A 16691-nucleotide genomic window follows, 5' to 3' on the forward strand; every position below is an offset into this window, starting at 1 on the left:
GACGCGCAGGCTCGGGTGGGCGCGGACGAGCTCGCGCAGGCGCTCCAGGCTCCGCTGTCCCACGGCCTCGTCGCCGATGGGCTGCCAACGCCGGCCCAGATCACGAGCGCCGCCGCGAGCGCCACGACGGCGCCGAGCCGCCCGCGCGCATCGTCCGCGCCTCGGGGCTCCCGCTCACGACCCGACCGGTCCCCTTCGAGGTCGAGCCCTTCACGCTCCACATCGTGTTTCATCCACGCTGGACGGCCGACCCGCGCCATCGCAGCATCCGGGAAAGCCTGATCTCCAGCTCCACCGCGAGAGGCAGCTCCAGGCGTCCACATGAGCGTCCAACGTTCGTGTGGATCGCCTTGCGGGCGCGATTCGACCGGAGCGCGCGGCAGCGCCGCTCAGGCCCTCCACGGCCTCCGTGCAGGTTCGACTCCGAACCTGCTATGCTTGCGTATGGATCAACGCGTGGTCGCGGTGTTCGGCTGGCTCCTCGCCCTCCTGGTCGTTCCGTCCGGCTGTCATCCCCCGCCGACACAGGCTCCGGCCGCGCTGCCCGCGCGCGCGACTCCGATCCATCACGCGACGCCGGCCGCGCGCGATCCGTCGGCCGTGATTGACCCGGACGATGATGCCGGCATCGCCGCGGCGCTCGCCGGCGACGGGCTCGATGGATGGATGCACGGCGCGGCGGCTGCGTCCGGTCTCTTCGTATTCACCTACCGGCTCCCGAACGATTTCTTCCGTTACGCTGACTTTCCGATGATCCCGGGGTCGTCGGAGGTCGCGCGGGAGCTCGCCGGGCTCCAGCGGCATGACCGGCTGCGCGTGTTCGGCAGCCTCGAGAAGAAGGGACCTCAGCGCCACGTCCGCGTGCGCCGCATCGAGGTGCTCACGCGGTTTTCCTCCGGCGTGGACGCGCCGTCGTATGCACACGACACGACCACGCACGCGGCGCTCCTCGGGGGGCGCGCGCTCGTGGGTCGTGTGCACGGCGTCGACGCCGAGGGCAAGGTCCTCGTTGTCGAGCTCGCAGACAAGGTGGTGCCGGTCTTCGTGACCCGCCCGGAGCACGTCCGAGATCTGTGGCGCAATGACAAGATCCGGCTGCATTACGTGATCGCCGAGCACCCCGATCGCCCGATCCACCTGCGGCTCGATCCGGCCGTCTCGAGGCCGATCGAGGTGCTGGAGCGCGTGCAGGCAGGTCATGGCCAGCCGATCGAGCTGGAGGGCGATCTCGTGCTCTTCCCGAGGAGCCCGCAGATAAAATTCGACATCTGGGCGCTGCGCGTCGTCGACAGGGATCGGGTGGAGCGCGAGTATACGCTCGTCAATTTCAGCGATCCGGAGCTCTTCAAGGCGATCCGCGACAAACTCGCGCGGGGCTGGGCGGCGCACCCCGGCGCCCCGGTGGACGCGCGCAACAAGTTCATCAAACAAGGCCTGCGCGTGCGCGCGAGGGGCGTGCTCAACGTGATCTCGCCGGCGCAGGCCAACCCGCAGATCTTGTTGTCGTCGGAGGGGGCGGTCGAGGTGCTCGGAGCCCCGGGACCGGGATCGCCGCCTCCCGTCAACCGATGAGGCGTCCTCGGGTCCCGCCGGTCCGTCCTGTGCATCACCCTGTGCATCAGCCAGGCCCCCCCGCCTGAGGGGCTCGATCACGGCGGTAGAAGGCAATCGCGCCTCCATTTTCTGCTTGCCCACGGTTTCCTTAGACCACACTATCTGCCGGGGGTGGGGCACCCGCACGCGCCGCCCCTGGAGCGTCATCCTTCCGTATCTCGAGCGAGCGCCCCCCGGCTCGGGCCGCTCGCGGCGTTCGTCCGTCAGAGCCCAGGACGCTCCTCGCGCCCGCTTCGCTGCCCCGTGTCCCGACAGCCATGCTCTCGATCGGAGGTGCGCCCGTGAAACCAGCGTTCGTCCTGCCGCTCGCCATCGTATCGTCGTGCCTCGCCTCCGCCGCTGCCGCCGCCGAGCAGGCGTGCGGGTACTCCAGCGCCGGCTGGAACGCGCCGAACGGCGCGGCGGTGTTCAGCGCCGGCTCGGGGCCGATCGGAGACGTCCTTAACGCCGTCGGCGAGTTCCGGACGCACTCGATGCTGTCACACGGACCCGGACGGTGGGTGACGCATGCCACCATGAAGCAGCCGCGCGAGAACTCCTGGCCTGAGGTGTGCAGCACGCCCATCGTATCGAGCGATCTGCTCGATGGTTATCCCGGGCTCGCGCAGGTCAACCAGGGTGGGATCTACCGCTTCCTCTACGGGAGCGGCGGGAGCGGCCCGGCCGCGCTGACCTACCAGGTCGGCGACCCCAAGCGGGCCGCGTCGATCGGCGAAACCATCTGGTGGGAGGTGCCCTACTACGCCGAGCGCTCGAGCATCGACGAAGGGGTCGAGATCGCTCGGCTGAGCGTTCGCGGCGGCCGGGTGCGCTACTCGTTCTTCCAGTACCGTGACACCGAGGGCACGCCCACCGGCGGGCCGGCGTGGAACAACGGTATGGTTTGCTCCTCATTCCTGGCCTACGCGCACCACCTCGACGGCCAGGGCGCCATCCCGCCGTACACGTACAGCCACGCCAAGCTCACCAGCGCGGCCAACGCCCTTCACGGCGGGGTGATGGACAGCTGCGAGAACAGCCTGGGGTTCTGGGGCTCGATCGGCACATCGATCGTCTGCCTCTCGGACGTCTGCGAGAAGGCCGCCAATCAGGTCGCGAACTGCATGGCCTCGCACGCATGCAACACCGGCAGCGGCAGCGTGTGGAGAGGAGTCCGAGACGACCCGAAGACCGTCGCCGTGTCCATCAGCCCCGACCGCATCGGCGGCTGGAGCGGGCACCCCTGGGGGACGCAGGCCGGCGCGACCGTCTGGTCCGCCGATACGAACCACAACGTCCAGTGGAACTCCGGAGGCAACGTCTACGGGTGCTGGTACTGACGGACGTTCGAGCACAGTAACGTGAGGAGCTCCGGCCATGACGACCAGGATCGGCGAGCATCGGTCAAAGGCGCAATGGGTCGGTGTGGTGGTGCTCGCCGCCGCGCTGTGGGTCCTGGTCTGGTCGGTCCGCCCTGCCAAGGCGCCCGAGCCCGTGCAGGCAGCGCCGAAGGCGAGCGCGCCGGAGGCCCCGCCGCGCGCCGGACGCGCGGCGAGCGCCGCCGCGGCGAGCGCCGCCGCGGCGAGGGCGCCCGCGGAGGACCCGGCGCCCATCATCGACGAGATCGAGGTCGAGAAGCCGGAAGTGTGCGCCGGCGAGGAGAACCTCATCACCGTGCGATCGCATACCACGAACGGGACAGATGAATACCTCCACGGCGTCATCGGCACGCGCGCCGGATCGCGGGTGCCGCTCCGCATCTGGCCCGAGATGGACGGGTCGTACGAGATGCCCACCATCTCCGTGTTCGGGCGTAACAACGCGGTGACTCAGATCGAGGTCCCGAGATACAAGGTCAACGCCTGCAAGCCGGAGCGGATCGTCGTCATCACCCACAGGCTCCTGCCGAGCACCCCCGGTGAATTCGAGCTCACGGCGCAGATCGTCGACGTCGGGCTCAAGGACGATCCCGACGCGAGGCCGTTCAAGCCCGCGAGTTATGCCTGGGTGTTCGACGACGGCGGCTCGGAGAAGACGAAGGCGCCGTTCGTGACCCACAGCTACGAGCGCCGCCCGCAAACCGCGCTCGTCTCCGAGTTTCTGATCCGGGTGGAGGTCCAGGGCGAAGCGGGCGAGAAGCTCACCGGCCGCGCCCTGCTCCAGATCCCGAACATGATGTTTCAGGACCTCGCGGAGCGGGGGGTCGTGACCATCGCGGCGACGCCGACGCCCCGCTTTCCCCGGCAGGACGCCGACGGCGTGGTCCGGCAGACCTTCCGCCTCTGGCATCACCGCGACGCGCCGGTCCGGATCGATACGGTCACGGCGATGCGGCACTTCGCGGGGGCGAAGGGCGCCTCACCGCTCGACAAGGCCTCGCTCGGCCTTGTCGAGATCCCACCCGGGCAAGGGGTCGATGTGGAGGTGAGGCTCGACACGGCGCGTGAACCGGATGTCTTCACCGTCACGTACATGCTCGAGGGAGAGACGGCGGAGGGGCACGCGGCGCGCGGGACGTTCTCGCTGATGAAGCCGCCGCCCGCGCCGACCAAGGAGTCGAGCACACCGGTCATGGAGCCCGTCCTCCTCGCCAAGATCAAGCGGGCGCGAGAGCTCCTCGCGCAGGAGTTCGTCACCGACGAGGACATCTGGCGGCTGGAGCGAGAGGGAAGGATGGCGGACCTCGACGTCTCGCCGCCGCTGACGAGAGAGCCATAGCCCGATCAGCGTGCCTCGGCCCGCCGCGCGCCGTCGGCCGCGGCGGCGTCGGCGCGGTTCATCCGCTGGATGCAGAGCTTGAGGCCGGCGCGGAGGTTGCCCATCGTGATGATCCCCGAGAGATCGACCCCGAGCGCGATCATCGTCTGCGCCACGTTCGAGCGGATACCCGTGATCACGCCCTCCGCGCCGAGGAGCCGTATCGCGCGGACCATCTCGATGAGGTAGCTCGCCGTCTTCGTGTCGACGGCGTCGACCCCGGTCAGATCGAGTATCGCGAAGCGCGCCCCCTTGGTCGAGATCGCGTCGAGGAGGCTGTCCATCACCTCGGAGGTCCTCACGCTGTCGACGACGCCGACCATCGGGAGCGTCAGCACGCGATCCCAGACCTCGATGATGGGCGTCGACAGCGCGCGAATCACCTGCTGCTGGGCCTGGATCATGTCGAGCCTCGCCTGGAGCTCGGCCTCCTTGCGCTTCACGTCCGTGATGTCGAACGTCACGGACACCGCGCCGTTCTGCGCGCCGCTCTCGTCGAAGATGGGGAGCAGCCAGGATCGCCATGAGACGCCGTGGGCCTCGGCCTGACTGTCCACCACCTCTCCCGCCAGCACGCGCCGCATCCCGTCCGCGGCCGCCTGGTTGGACCCGTAGAGGTCGAACACGTTCTTGCCGATGAGCGCCCCGGGCTTCACGCCCGAGTTCTCGAGCCCCTTGCCGTCATGGTGGGTGAAGACCCCATCGCGATCATACTTGCACGCCGCGATCGGGACGTGATCGAGGATGGCGCGCAGGATGATCGAGTCGTCCCGCGACGCTTCCGCCAGGCGGCCGCGGTCGGTCACGTCCTGCCCGATGAAGAGCCTGCGCACCACCTGGCCGTCGGCGCCGCGCATCGGCTCGTGCACCCACGCGCACGCGACGACGCGCCCGTCCTTCCGCCGGTGCTCGGCGGAGAGCGGCGCGCCGCGCTGCCCGTCGGAGAGGCCGTCGCAGAGGCGTCGCCAGAGGTCGGCGTCGGCGCTGCGGAGCGCCGTGTCCGCGAGGCGGCAGCCAATCACCTCTTCCCCGGTATAACCCAGCAGCCGCTCCGCCCCGGCGCTCCACGCGGCGATCACGAGAGACCCGGCGTCGCCGGTGCACTCCACGGCGATGAACGGTCCGTTGAGGACCGCGTTCATGTAGCTCGTCGCGATCTCGAGCTCGTCCGGGCCGGCCACCTGGTCCATGCACCGCACTCTACCGGGCACGTCCTCGGCATGTCGAGAAAAACGGCCGCGCCCGGCGGTCAGCTCCCTCGCTTCATCGTCGCCTCGATGAGCCCGTGCGGCTCGTCGACCGGGACGAATATCTCGTTGTCGTTGGTGAGCCCGAAGGGTGCGAGATCGACGAGCAGGCAGTGCTTGTTGGGGAGCGAGAGGCTCACCTCGTCGATGGCAGGACAGGCGGCGAGCACCGCCTCCCCCAGGTCATGAATGGTGTGCTGCACCGAGAGGCTGTGTCGCTCTGCGAACGTCTCGATCAGGGCGCGGCGGGCGCGCTCCCACGTCGCCGTGGGCGCCGGGTCGCGGCCGGCCGCGCGCCAGCGGGCCACCATGAGCGTCGAGAGGATGCGGTCCCCGGTCTCCTTGAGCGTCGTGTGCTCGTCGCGCGGGAAGCCCGAGAACGCCGAGCCGGTGGTCTTGAGGACGAGGAGATCCGCGACGCCGGACGTGATCTCGACACCGCCGGGAGCCGCGGAGATCTCCGCGGTCCGCCGCTCCCCTGCCGCGCGGAGGAAGGCGTGAGGGTGCGGCGCGCCGCCCGCGTCGATGCGAGACCAGACGTTCTCCGCGATAGCGACCCTCGCCCGCAGGGTGTGCGGCTTGCCGAGGAAGTGTTCGGCGAGCAGGACCCCGAAGTCCTCGATCGGCTCGACCGGGTGGCCCTTGGCGAGCGCGTACACGGTGTTCTTCATCGTGTCCGTGGGCAGCACCTTGCTGTTGTCACCCTTCGTGTAAGCGTCGTCGAACTCGCCCTCCAGCTGGACATCGACCTGGACGTCGGTCAGCTCGTGCCGCGCGCCCGCGCGGCGGACCTTCACGAGCCGCACCCTCGATTTGCCGTAGGCGTTCCGCACCAACGAGATTGACATCGTTCTTCAGCTCCCGCGCCGGGCGACGACGCTCTTTTGAGACGCGGGAGAGACGGTAGCTTGAAGCGCGACGCCGGCTCAAGCCTGGCGGGTCCCCTCGCCCACGACCCGCGGCGCGCGACGGCGCTCCGGCAGCGGCCGCGCGGCCGGGCACCGCAGCGCCGTCGGGCGGGCCCGTGCGATATCGCGCGTGCGGCGACGAGGGCGCGTCACCACATACGCGGGCATGGTGACCACAGAGCGTGTCAGGGCGGCCGACGAGCTCGTCGCTCGCCGTGAATCGTTGAGGGACGCCGCGCTCGCCCGCCTCGAGGCCGCGTCCGTCGCGCCGCGCGCCTTCGGAGCGCGCGGCGAGCGCGAGGCGCTCTCGCGCTGCCACGTGGACCTCGCGGCGCACATCGACGCCCTCGCGGCGGCGCTCCGCGCGGAGGGCGCCCAGCAGCTCTGCGAGTACTGCGCGTTCACGGCGGTGTTCCTCGAGGCGCTCGGGGTGCCCCGGCGCGCGCTCGGCGCCGCGCTCGACGCGCTCAGCGAGAGCATCGGCGAGCAGCTCGATCCGGCGCTCTCTTCGGTGGCGCAGGACGCGCTGGCCGCGGGCCGGGAGCGCCTCTGCGCCTCGCCCCTCGTGACGCCGGCCGCGCTGGCGGCCATCCCCGAGCCCCCGTGCGCCGCCGGCGCGGCCGGCTCGCCGGCGGAGGCCATCGAGCGCTCCGCGGCGCGCATCGCGCCGATGAGCGTCGCGCTCAGCTTCATGCGGCGCCCGGCGGACGCGCTCGCCGCCGGCGCGAAGCGCGCCCTCTGCCTCGACGACGCCAGGCGCCACGTCGCGCAGCTCGCCGCGGCGGTCGACAACGGGTCGCCGGAGCTCTTCAGCGCCTATGCGGAGTGGGCGCAGACGCTGCTGGTGCAGCACGGCCTCGACCCCGCCGAGCTCGTGGGCTACCTCCGCGCGCTCGGCGACGTCCTCGCGCTCACGCTGCCGGAGCGCCTCGCCGAGGCGCCGCGGCGGTACCTGGCGGGGGCGCTCGAGCGGCTCACCTCGATGCACGCCGAGAATCCCAGCTTCGTCCGCCGGGAGGCGCCGCTCGGGGCCGTCGCGTGCAGCTACCTCGACGCGCTGATCGAGCGGGACCGGAGGCGAGCTGTGCGGACCATCCGGGAGGCGCTCGACGCCGGCGCGCCGATCAAGGACATCTATGCTCACGTGCTGGAGCCGTGCCAGTACGAGCTGGGCCGGCGCTGGCAGCTCCGTCAGCTCAGCATCGCCGGGGAGCACTACTGCACGGCGGTCACGCAGATGATCCTTGGCCAGCTCTATCCGCACGTCGTCAGCGGCGATCGCGCCGGCCGCCGCCTCGTGGCCACCGCCGTGGACGGGAACCTCCACGAGATCGGCGCGCGCTTCGTCGCCGATTACTTCGAGATGGCGGGGTGGGACACCTTCTATCTCGGGGCCAGCACGCCCGCCGAGCACGTGATCCAGGAGGTCGTCCAGCGGAAGGCCGACGTCCTCGCGGTCTCGGCCGCGCTCAGCGATCAGCTGTCGAGCGTCCGCCAGGTGATCACCGCGGCGCGCCGCGACGATCGGTGCAGGGGCGTCGTCGTCCTGGTCGGCGGCCAGCCGTTCCGCGTCGTCGACGACCTCTGGAGGCAGCTCGGGGCCGACGGCTCGGCGCCGAGCGCAGAGCGGGCCGTCCGCGCGGCGGAGCAGCTCCTCGCGGCGCGGAGCGCATGACCCCGCTCCGCGCCTTCGAGCGCCGGCCCCGCGGGGTGCGTTTCGCATAGCGAGCTCCGCGCCGGCCTGCCAAAGACAGATGGCCTCCGCCGCGAGCGAGGGAGAGGCTTTGATTCGGATGATTCCGATGGAACCGCGCAGGACGCAAAGCGCAGGAGAAAACGAAGGAGCGCCGCTGGTGGCCCCGCCGCCGGGACACGAGCTCAGCGGTCCTGTCGCGGAGCTCGCCGCCGCTTTCCTCATGGCCTCGACCGCGCTCGCGATCGGCGTGTTCGCGCCGGACGGCGCGCCGAGGCTCACCAACCACGGCATGCGCCGGCTGCTCGGGGGGGCGGGCGAGCCGGGTCGCGCCGAGGCTCGCCTCGTCAGCCCGAGCTTCGCGCAGCTCGCCGCGGCCGGGCACGGCGCCGGGGAGCCGATCTACCGCGGTATGGTGCACTTCGGGGATCTCCGGTCCATCGCGCACAGCCTCCGGGGAGAGGTCTGGCGGCTCGGCCACGACCTGCTGCTCCTCGCCGAGTTCGACGTCATCGAGCTCGAGCGCGTCGTCGCCGAGGTGTCCGCGCTCAACTCGCGGATCACGAGCCTCCAGCGGCGGCTCCTGTCCGAGCAGAAGGAGCTCGAGCGGTCGCTTGAGCAGCTGCGCGCCACGCAATCGATGCTCGTCCACTCCGAGAAGATGAACGCGCTCGGCAAGCTCGCCGCCGGCGTGGCCCACGAGATCAACAACCCGCTCGCCTTCGTCCGCAGCAACGTGCACACCCTGGCAGAGTCGCTCGATCGGCTGTTCGCCGCCTACGAGGCGCTCGAGCGGGCCGCCGTCAGCGCAGGCTCGGACGACGCGAAGGGCCTCGCCGAGGCGCTCCGCGCCGAGGTCGAGCCCGACTTTCTGCGCGAGGATACGGGGGATCTCGTGAAAGGCACGCTGGGCGGCCTCGCGCGCGTGCAGAAGATCGTCGAGGACCTCAGGACCTTCACGCGGCTCGACCGGGCGGAGGAGGAGCGCAGCGACCTGAAGGAGTGCCTGGAGAGCACCCTCGCGATCGCGGGCCCGGCGCTGAAGGACGGCGGCGTCCAGGTGACGGTCGAGTGGGCCGAGCTGCCCATGCTGCGCTGCAAGCCGGCGGAGCTCAGCCAGGTGTTCCTGAACCTCCTCATCAACGCGGCCCAGGCGGTCGAGTGCCGGGGCCGGGGGAACGGCCGCATCGTGATCCGCGAGCGCGACGAAGCGCGCCGGGTCGCCCTGGAGTTCGAGGACAACGGCGCCGGGATAACCCCTGACGTCCTCGGCCGGATCTTCGATCCGTTCTTCACGACCAAGCCTGTCGGGCAAGGCACGGGGCTGGGCCTCACCATCTCGCACAAGATCATCGTCGATCAGCACGGCGGCACGCTCACCGTCCGATCGACCCCCGGGGTGGGCAGCACCTTCACGATCACGCTGCCGAAGGAGCCCGACCGATGACGCGCGCCTCCGGCGAGCGGCGCGCGCTGCTCATCGTCGACGACGAGCCCGAGACGTTGAAGGCGCTCCGCCGCGAGCTCCGGCGCGACTACGATGTCCTCATCGCGGAGAGCGCCGAGGAGGGCCACGCGATCTTGCGCGAGCGGCCCATCCCTGTCGTCCTGAGCGACCAGCGGATGCCGGGCACGACGGGCACGGAGTTCTACGCGAGGCTCAAGGGCGAATTCCCGGAGACCATCCGCCTCCTCATGACCGCCTACGCGGACACGAGCGCCGCCATCCAGGCCATCAACGAGGGCGGCGTGTACCGGTTCATCTCCAAGCCCTGGGATCCGCCGGAGCTCGCCGGCGTCGTGAGCGACGCGTTCGCGCAGCACGAGCGCATCAGCCGCTGCCAGCGGCTCCTCTCGAGCCTCAAGACGAGCGCCGACGCGCTCCACCTCGAGAACCAGCAGCTCGCCGAGGTGGCCCAGAGGACCCATGAGCTCATGGGCGTCGCCGCGCACGATCTGCGCAATCCGATCGCGGCGATCCAGTGGTTCTCGAAGATGCAGCTGGCCGGCGTCGGCGCGGGGCCCGAGGACACGCAGCGCTACGCCGTGAAGATCCAGGACAACGCCGAGTTCGCGCTGCAGCTGCTCGAGAACCTGCTCGACATCACGACGCTGGAGCACGAAAGCGGCGGGCTTCGCCTGCAGGAGGCCGACCTGAGAGGCATCCTCCTGGCGGCGGTCTCCCTGAACGAGCACGGCGCGGGCCGGAAGGGGATCGCGGTGGACGTCGACGTGCCCGCGGATCTCCCGCTCGTCTGCTGCGACGTCGCGCGGATCGAGCAGGTCCTGAGCAACCTGCTCAGCAACGCGTTCAAGTTCTCTCATCCGGGCACGACGGTGACGGTGCGCGCGCGGAGGCTCGGTCAGGCGATCGAGGTGATGATCGAGGATCAGGGCCTGGGAATTCGCCCGGACGAGATCAGCGGCCTGTTCCGCAAATTCCGGAGGACGAGCACCCGGTCGACCGGCGGCGAGAAGAGCACGGGGCTCGGCCTGTCGATCTGCAAGAACCTCGTCGAGCGCCACGGCGGCGCGATCCGCGTGGAGAGCGAGCTCGGCCGGGGAACGCGGGTGTTCTTCACGGTCCCAACGAAGGCTGGGCGCGCCTGCGAGCCCGAGCGCCCCGCGGCGTAGGCTCGCCCGCGCGCCGCGCTTAGCTGATGACCACTTACCAGCTCACGGTGTCGTTGAGCGTGAGCGCCCCGCCGGACGCGGGCGTGCTCATCGTGCGGTTGCCGCCGCCCGGGAGGTTCTCCCAGGTCACGGTGCCGTCGGCGTTCTTGCGATAGTACTTGTACTCGAGCGCGCTGCTGGCCGGCAGGTTGACGCGGTTCGTCCACACGGGGTAACCGCGCGGATCGACAGGGACGCCGAGATCGGTGTTCCAGCTGCCGAGCGCCGCGGTGTTGCCGGTGACGTACATGTGCTGGCCGACCACGGTGGCCGCGGTGACGTTGACCGTGACGCCTGCCTCGCCGGAGCCGGGCGGCACCACACACGCGTTGTAGCGGCCGCAGACCACCGAGGGGACATCGACGACCCTGCCCGCCCGGATCGACGCCACCAGGCTGATGTACTCGCCCATCGCCCAGTTCAGGGGGCTCATCGACCGCGTCGGGGTGCCCGCCGCGACGTTCGCCGGCTTCTGGACGGACCAGCCGGTGACGTCCGTCGTCTCGCCCCATACCTGCTCTGGGATGAAGCCCTGCGGCGTCGAGAACGCCTTCACCGCGGTCAGGTAGGGGTTGCCGTCGGCGCCGACACCCGTGCTGGCGATCTTGAACATGCCGCGCTCGGCCGTGAAGATGGGCCACAGCCGGCCCCGACCGCCGTTGCCGTCGAAGTTGCCGCCGTCGTTCTTCTCCCCGTATCCATCGTAGTTGTAGCGGAACCACGCGTCGCCCTTGCCGGCGATGGTCCGCTTCAGGATGGCGTCGTACTCGGGCAGCGTCGCGACGATCGAGGGATCGTCGGCCCGCTTCACCCCCATCCGCACGAGCTCGAGGAACCCGCCGTCGACGATGTACCGCTGATCGTGCGTGCCGCCGCCGTTGCCGATCGTGAAGCTGACCGCCGCGTCCGGCCCGGACACCGGGTTGTACACCTGCGGCCCGCTGCCCGTGTTGCCCCGCGCAGAGGGGTTGATGCGGATGTAATACCGGCCGTCGCCGTGGTACCCCGTGGTCGTGAACGTCCAGCGGTCGACGCCCTGCTGCCAGGTGTCGGCGGCGGCCATGTAGCGCGCCGCGCTCGTGGTGTCGCCGTTCGCGCGGGCGATCGTCGCGGCGCAGACGAGGCCCGCGATCTCCGCCGCGATGGTCGACGGGGAGTACCCGGCGTTCTCCTCCCACCGCTCCTGCTGGGTCCATGGGCCGGTGTTGACGATGTAGTCGGCCGTCCTCTTGATCTTCTTCCACAGCGGGTTGTAGACGGAAGGTCCGAGCCGCCACGCGAGGATGATCGGCATCGCCTGCTCATCCATCTGCGTGCCTTGCCAGTACTGCCAGCCGCTGACCCAGGCGTTCTGCGGGAAGCGGCCGACGCGGCTGTAGCCCTGCGGGCAGCCCGGCGCGTCGTACTCGGCGGCGCCGCAGTCGCTCGACTGCTGCAGGGTGTTGAACAGGTAGTTGACCACCGAGGTCCCTGTCGCGGTGTCGCCGGCCGTCACCAGCGCGCTGGCGAACTTGAACAGATCGCGCGCCCAGACCAGGTGGTAGCCGCCGTTGTTGCCGTCGCCGTTGGTCTCGCCCCAGGGCGTGCCCATCCCCGCGATCATGGCGCCGTTCGACTTGTCCTGGATCGCCTTGAGCGACATCGCCGCGAGGTAATACTGGTCGTCGGCGGTGGCGCTCTGGCTGCTGAGCCCGGCCGCGTACGTCTTCCAGCCGTTGTCGTAGGTGGTTTGCAGCGTGCTCAGGTTGCTGCCGAGCGTCGCGTTCGCGGTGGAGGCCGCCTCGGCCTCGGTCGCGCCGAAGCCGAGCACCACGTCGAACGAGACGCTGGTGACGGCGCTGGTCCCGAGGTCGATCCAGCCCATCTGCGCCACGTTGCCGCCGCTCGCCAGGTCGTTTCGCCAGGTCATCGTCCTGTCGACGTTCCCGCCGAGGAGGTCGGTCCAGCCGTCCGACTCGCCGACGAAGCCGCTCGACACCATCGGCGCGCCGCTCACCACCTTCCATGGGCGCGACGCGGCGAGCGCCGAGGCGCGGCTGTTCTCCGAGGCGACGAGCAGCGTGCGCCCCCCTGCCTCCACCGTCCTCGACGTGTCGCCGGCCCCGGAGTTGTCCATCGCCGGGTTGTGCAGCAGGTAGAGGTTGAACTGGGTGACGTTCCTGCCGCCCAGGGCGTCGAACCGGACGCGCTGGATCAACGCGTTGCGCCCCGGATCGGTGAAGACGGTCCTGGTGATCCGCCAGTTGTGGGCGCTGTTCGTGGTCGTCGCCTGCCAGCGCATCGACCGCTTGTCCGGCTGGGTCACGGCGAAGCTCTGCTGCTTCTCCTCGTCGACGAAGGTCTTCGCCGTGTCCCCCACCAGGAACTGCAGATCGACGGTGTTCACGGTGTCGAGCACCGGATAAAACACCTCGGACACGATGCCGCGATGACCGGTGAAGTAGACCCGCGAGGCCGCGCTCGTCGAGGTGCCGAGGAAGGACTTCTCCGCAGGTCCCCACACAGAGGGTACCCCGACCCCCTTGGCCGCAATGCCGGCGCCGAGCGCCTTCAGGGCCTCTGCCTTCGACGGGGCCCTGCCGGTGGAGCCGAACGGGAACGGGACCGCGGACTCCCCGGCCATCGGCTCCTCTGCATCCGTGTCGAGCGCGCAACCCGCGAGCCCGAGTGTCAGGCAAATACTTGCAGTGCCACAAGAAATGCGCTTCAGCATCACGCCATTCCCTTTCCATCGGGTGGCCGTCGCGTGAAGACCGCTCCACGGCTACCGTAAGCCAGCGACTTGGTTGATGTTTTTACGTGCTGCGTGCGGATCGCGGCCCGGGCCCCCTGCGCTCACGTCGCCCCGGCTCCGCGTGGGACGCCAGCAATGCTGTAGCGTAGCACGCGATCTTCACGCGCTCGCGCGCTTGAGCGCACCTGCGCGCCGCCATGCCGAGCTCCTGGCAAGGACAGCGACGCTGCGCTCTATGCGTCGTGCCGGCCGCCGTGCCGGCGCGGATCCACCAGCACCGAAACCATCACGCGGCAGGGCGATCGACGCAGACAGCGCGGCGCCCATCGCGGGCTCGACGGAGCGCGGCGTCGACCGCGCCGCCGCGAGCTCATCAGCTCACGCGCCAACCACCTTGCGCCTCGCCGCCGCGTAGCGCCTGACCACCTCGTCCGCGATGACGCCGATCAGGATGACGGCGCCGATGACCGCGAACTCGATCTGGGTCGGGACGCCCAGCATGTTGATGGCGTTGCGCAGCACCTGCATGAGGGCGGTGCCCAGGATGACGCCCACCACCGCGCCCTCGCCGCCGCGCAAGCTGAAGCCGCCCAGCACGGCCGCGGCGATCGCATACAGCTCGTAGAAATTGCCGAAATCGACAGGCTGGGCCGAGTTGACCTCCAGCGCGAACAGCATGCCCCCGAAGCAGGCGAGCACCGAGCAGAGGACATACGCGAGGATCGTCATCCTGTCGGTATCGACCCCGCTGTAGCGGGCCGCCTGCTCGTTGCGGCCCAGCGCCATCAGATAGCGGCCATAGACGGTGCGGTTCAGGAAGATCGACGCCGCCACAGCGATCGCGAGGAACAAGAGGAACGGCATCGGGATGTCGATCCACGTGATCAGCGCGAGCCGCGTCTTCACGCCGGTGAACGGGTGCACCGCGTACGGGCTGAAGCGCCCCTCGGAGATCCACGAGAGGAACGGCACGGGGACCGAGAGCGGGCTGCCGACCGACAGGTAGCGCAGCGACTCGAACCCGACGCCGAACCCCTGCGTCTGATCGCCGGAGATCCCGCGCGCGGTGCCCCGGTAGAGCAGGAGCCCGCAGAGCGTCACGACGAACGGCTGGAGCCGGAGCTTCGTGATGAGCAGCCCGTGCGCGAGCCCGATGCAGAGGGAGATGCCGAGCAGCACGGGCACCGCCAGCGAGGCCGGCCAGTGCTGCACCGAGAGGAGCCACGGCAGCATGCAGCCGGCGAGCGCCACGACCGAGCCGATCGAGAGGTCGATACCGCCCGTGATGATCACGAAGCCCGCCCCGACGCTGAGGATGCCGAACAGCGCTGTCCTCCGGATCAGGTTCTCGAGGTTCTCCGCGAGGAGGAACCTCCCGTTCAGGAGCGCGGTGCCGAGCGACACCGCGAGGAGGAGCCAGAAGACGCCGAGCACCTTCCGCCGCGTGGTGGGCACGAGCAGCGCAGCCGGCGCGGCGCCGCGCGCCGGGAGGTCATGTGTCGTCGTCACAGACATGCTCTCTGGCCTCGATGGCTAGTGGTCACCCCGCGTCACGCCGCGTCACGCCGCGGCGTCGCTGCCGGTCGCGAGCTGCATGATCGCCTCCTCGCTCAGCTCGGCGCGGCCGAGCTCGCCGGCGATGCGCCCCTCGTGCATCACCAGCGCACGGTCGGACATGCCTATCACCTCTTCCATGTCGCTGGAGACGAACAGGGTGGCCATGCCGCTCGCTGCCAATCGCTCCATCAGCTGGTATATCTCGTGCTTGGCGCCGACGTCAATGCCGCGGGTCGGCTCGTCCAGGAGCAGCACGCGCGGCGACATCGAGAGCCACTTTGCGATGACGACCTTCTGCTGGTTGCCGCCGGACAGGTGCTGCACCGGCTGCACGTCGGTCGGCGTCCGCACGCCGAGCTCCCGGATCATCTGCGCCGACATCCGGCGCTCGCCCGCGCGGTCGAGGACGCCGTAGCGCTGCGCCCTGTCGAGGCTCGGGAGGCTCACGTTCGCCCGGATCGCCATCTCCAGGATGATGCCCTGTTGCTGGCGGTCCTCCGGGACCAGGCCTATCCCGGCGGCGATGGCGTCTCGCGGAGCGCGCGGCGTGATAGCCCGCCCGGCCACGCGGACGGCGCCTCCGGCCGCCGGCGTGACGCCGAACAGCGTCCGGAGCAGCGACGTGCGCCCCGCGCCGAGGAGCCCGGCCACGCCGACGATCTCCCCGCCGCGCACCGTGAAGGAGAGCGCTCGCTCGGGGTGCCTCGACGTCCGGAGGCCGGAGACCTCGAGCACCGGCTCGCCGGGCGGGTTCGGGACGTGCGGATAGAACTGCGAGAGATCGCGGCCCACCATCAATCGCACGATGCGCTCGTGGCTCATCTGCTCTCGCGAGAGCTCGCCCGCGTTCTCGCCGTCGCGCAGCACGAGCACGCGATCGCAGAGCGCCCTCACCTCGCCCAGGCGGTGAGAGATGTACACGACGCTGATCCCGCCCGCGCGGAGCTCCCTCACCACCTGGAAGAGCGCCTCCGCCTCGTGCGGGCACAGGCACGACGTGGGCTCATCCATGATGAGCACCCGCGCGTTCGCGGAGAGCGCCTTCGCGATCTCGACGAGGTGCCGCTGCCCGAGCGACAGGCCGCCGACGAGCGCGCGCGGCGAGCACGCGAGGCCGACCCGCGCCATGATCGCCCGCGCCTCGCGCTCCATCCTGCCCTCGTCGATGAAGCCGCCCCGCCGCGGCTCCCGGCCGAGATAGATGTTGGCCGCGACATCGAGGTTGTCCGCCAGGTTGAGCTCCTGGTGGATGAGCGCGATCCCGCGGGAGAGCGCCTCCCTGACGGAGCCGAGCGCGACAGGCCGCCCGTCGAAGCGCATCTCGCCTGCGTCGGGCGCCTCGACCCCGGCGAGGATCTTCATGAGGGTGCTCTTGCCAGCGCCGTTCTCGCCGACGATGCCGAGCACCTCGCCTCGGCCGAGCGCGAGGTGCACGCCGCTGAGCGCGAGCACGCCGGGGAAGCGCTTGGTCAGGCCGCGCGCCTCGAGCAGCGGCGTCGCGTCCGGTTCAGGCGAGGAGGCTGTCATTC

11 protein-coding genes are annotated in these 16691 nt (G+C 70.3%); 6 read left to right on the plus strand and 5 right to left on the minus strand.

All coding sequences use genetic code 11. The features are described 5' to 3' along the window. Nucleotides 1-444: 444 nt before the first annotated feature. The 3 genes from WMF11_RS22345 (at nt 445) to WMF11_RS22355 (ending at nt 4311) form a co-directional block, all read left to right on the plus strand. Complete coding sequence (locus tag WMF11_RS22345; RefSeq protein ID WP_437978838.1) at nt 445-1572, plus strand: hypothetical protein; 1128 nt, start codon at nt 445-447, stop codon at nt 1570-1572. Nucleotides 1573-1895: 323 nt separating this feature from the next. Next, nucleotides 1896-2933, plus strand: coding sequence for a hypothetical protein (locus tag WMF11_RS22350; protein WP_437910520.1), 1038 nt, complete (start codon nt 1896-1898; stop codon nt 2931-2933). Nucleotides 2934-2970: 37 nt separating this feature from the next. Further along, a complete protein-coding gene (locus WMF11_RS22355; RefSeq protein WP_437978839.1) occupies nt 2971-4311 on the plus strand; it encodes a hypothetical protein in 1341 nt (446 codons plus the stop codon). A gap of 5 nt (nt 4312-4316) precedes the next feature. On the opposite strand, the gene WMF11_RS22360 is transcribed toward WMF11_RS22355, so the two are convergent. Together WMF11_RS22360 and pucL are read right to left on the minus strand one after the other, a co-directional pair. After that, nucleotides 4317-5540 (minus strand): PAS domain S-box protein, encoded by a 1224-nt coding sequence (locus WMF11_RS22360; RefSeq protein ID WP_437978840.1) that lies wholly within the window; start codon nt 5538-5540, stop codon nt 4317-4319. Between the two features lie 59 nt (nt 5541-5599). Next, nucleotides 5600-6445, minus strand: coding sequence for a factor-independent urate hydroxylase (gene pucL / locus WMF11_RS22365; protein ID WP_437978841.1), 846 nt, complete (start codon nt 6443-6445; stop codon nt 5600-5602). A 226-nt stretch (nt 6446-6671) separates the two neighbouring features. Between pucL and WMF11_RS22370 the strand changes: the two genes are divergently transcribed. The 3 genes from WMF11_RS22370 to WMF11_RS22380 all read left to right on the plus strand — a co-directional run bounded on the left by WMF11_RS22370 (nt 6672) and on the right by WMF11_RS22380 (nt 10832). Further along, nucleotides 6672-8180 (plus strand): cobalamin-dependent protein, encoded by a 1509-nt coding sequence (locus WMF11_RS22370; protein ID WP_437978842.1) that lies wholly within the window; start codon nt 6672-6674, stop codon nt 8178-8180. A 178-nt stretch (nt 8181-8358) separates the two neighbouring features. Beyond that, nucleotides 8359-9645: a sensor histidine kinase gene (locus WMF11_RS22375; protein ID WP_437978843.1), complete on the plus strand. Its 1287-nt coding sequence runs from the start codon at nt 8359-8361 to the stop codon at nt 9643-9645. Beyond that, entirely contained in the window at nt 9642-10832 is a 1191-nt protein-coding gene (locus WMF11_RS22380) for an ATP-binding protein (protein ID WP_437978844.1), read from the plus strand. Before WMF11_RS22375 ends, WMF11_RS22380 begins: the two co-directional genes overlap by 4 nt. A 34-nt stretch (nt 10833-10866) precedes the next feature. Here WMF11_RS22380 and WMF11_RS22385 read toward each other — a convergent pair whose 3' ends face one another. From WMF11_RS22385 to WMF11_RS22395, 3 genes are all read right to left on the minus strand, one after another. Continuing rightward, complete coding sequence (locus tag WMF11_RS22385) at nt 10867-13494, minus strand: glycoside hydrolase family 15 protein (protein WP_437978845.1); 2628 nt, start codon at nt 13492-13494, stop codon at nt 10867-10869. Nucleotides 13495-13983: 489 nt separating this feature from the next. Further along, complete coding sequence (locus WMF11_RS22390) at nt 13984-15120, minus strand: ABC transporter permease (RefSeq protein ID WP_437910528.1); 1137 nt, start codon at nt 15118-15120, stop codon at nt 13984-13986. 45 nt (nt 15121-15165) lie between these two features. Beyond that, a complete protein-coding gene (locus WMF11_RS22395; protein WP_437978846.1) occupies nt 15166-16689 on the minus strand; it encodes a sugar ABC transporter ATP-binding protein in 1524 nt (507 codons plus the stop codon). Nucleotides 16690-16691 lie beyond the last annotated feature (2 nt).

Source organism: Sorangium sp. So ce295 (genome assembly GCF_051527405.1).
GTDB lineage: Bacteria > Myxococcota_A > Polyangia > Polyangiales > Polyangiaceae > Sorangium > Sorangium cellulosum_B.

What these genes read in the sequence shown, in the direction of transcription:
- WMF11_RS22395 (WP_437978846.1), bottom strand. Translation starts at nt 16,689, where the DNA reads ATGACAGCCTCCTCGCCTGAACCGGACGCGACGCCGCTGCTCGAGGCG.
- pucL (WP_437978841.1), bottom strand. Translation starts at nt 6,445, where the DNA reads ATGTCAATCTCGTTGGTGCGGAACGCCTACGGCAAATCGAGGGTGCGG.
- WMF11_RS22380 (WP_437978844.1), top strand. Translation starts at nt 9,642, where the DNA reads ATGACGCGCGCCTCCGGCGAGCGGCGCGCGCTGCTCATCGTCGACGAC.
- WMF11_RS22370 (WP_437978842.1), top strand. Translation starts at nt 6,672, where the DNA reads ATGGTGACCACAGAGCGTGTCAGGGCGGCCGACGAGCTCGTCGCTCGC.
- WMF11_RS22355 (WP_437978839.1), top strand. Translation starts at nt 2,971, where the DNA reads ATGACGACCAGGATCGGCGAGCATCGGTCAAAGGCGCAATGGGTCGGT.
- WMF11_RS22360 (WP_437978840.1), bottom strand. Translation starts at nt 5,540, where the DNA reads ATGGACCAGGTGGCCGGCCCGGACGAGCTCGAGATCGCGACGAGCTAC.
- WMF11_RS22390 (WP_437910528.1), bottom strand. Translation starts at nt 15,120, where the DNA reads ATGTCTGTGACGACGACACATGACCTCCCGGCGCGCGGCGCCGCGCCG.
- WMF11_RS22385 (WP_437978845.1), bottom strand. Translation starts at nt 13,494, where the DNA reads ATGGCCGGGGAGTCCGCGGTCCCGTTCCCGTTCGGCTCCACCGGCAGG.
- WMF11_RS22345 (WP_437978838.1), top strand. Translation starts at nt 445, where the DNA reads ATGGATCAACGCGTGGTCGCGGTGTTCGGCTGGCTCCTCGCCCTCCTG.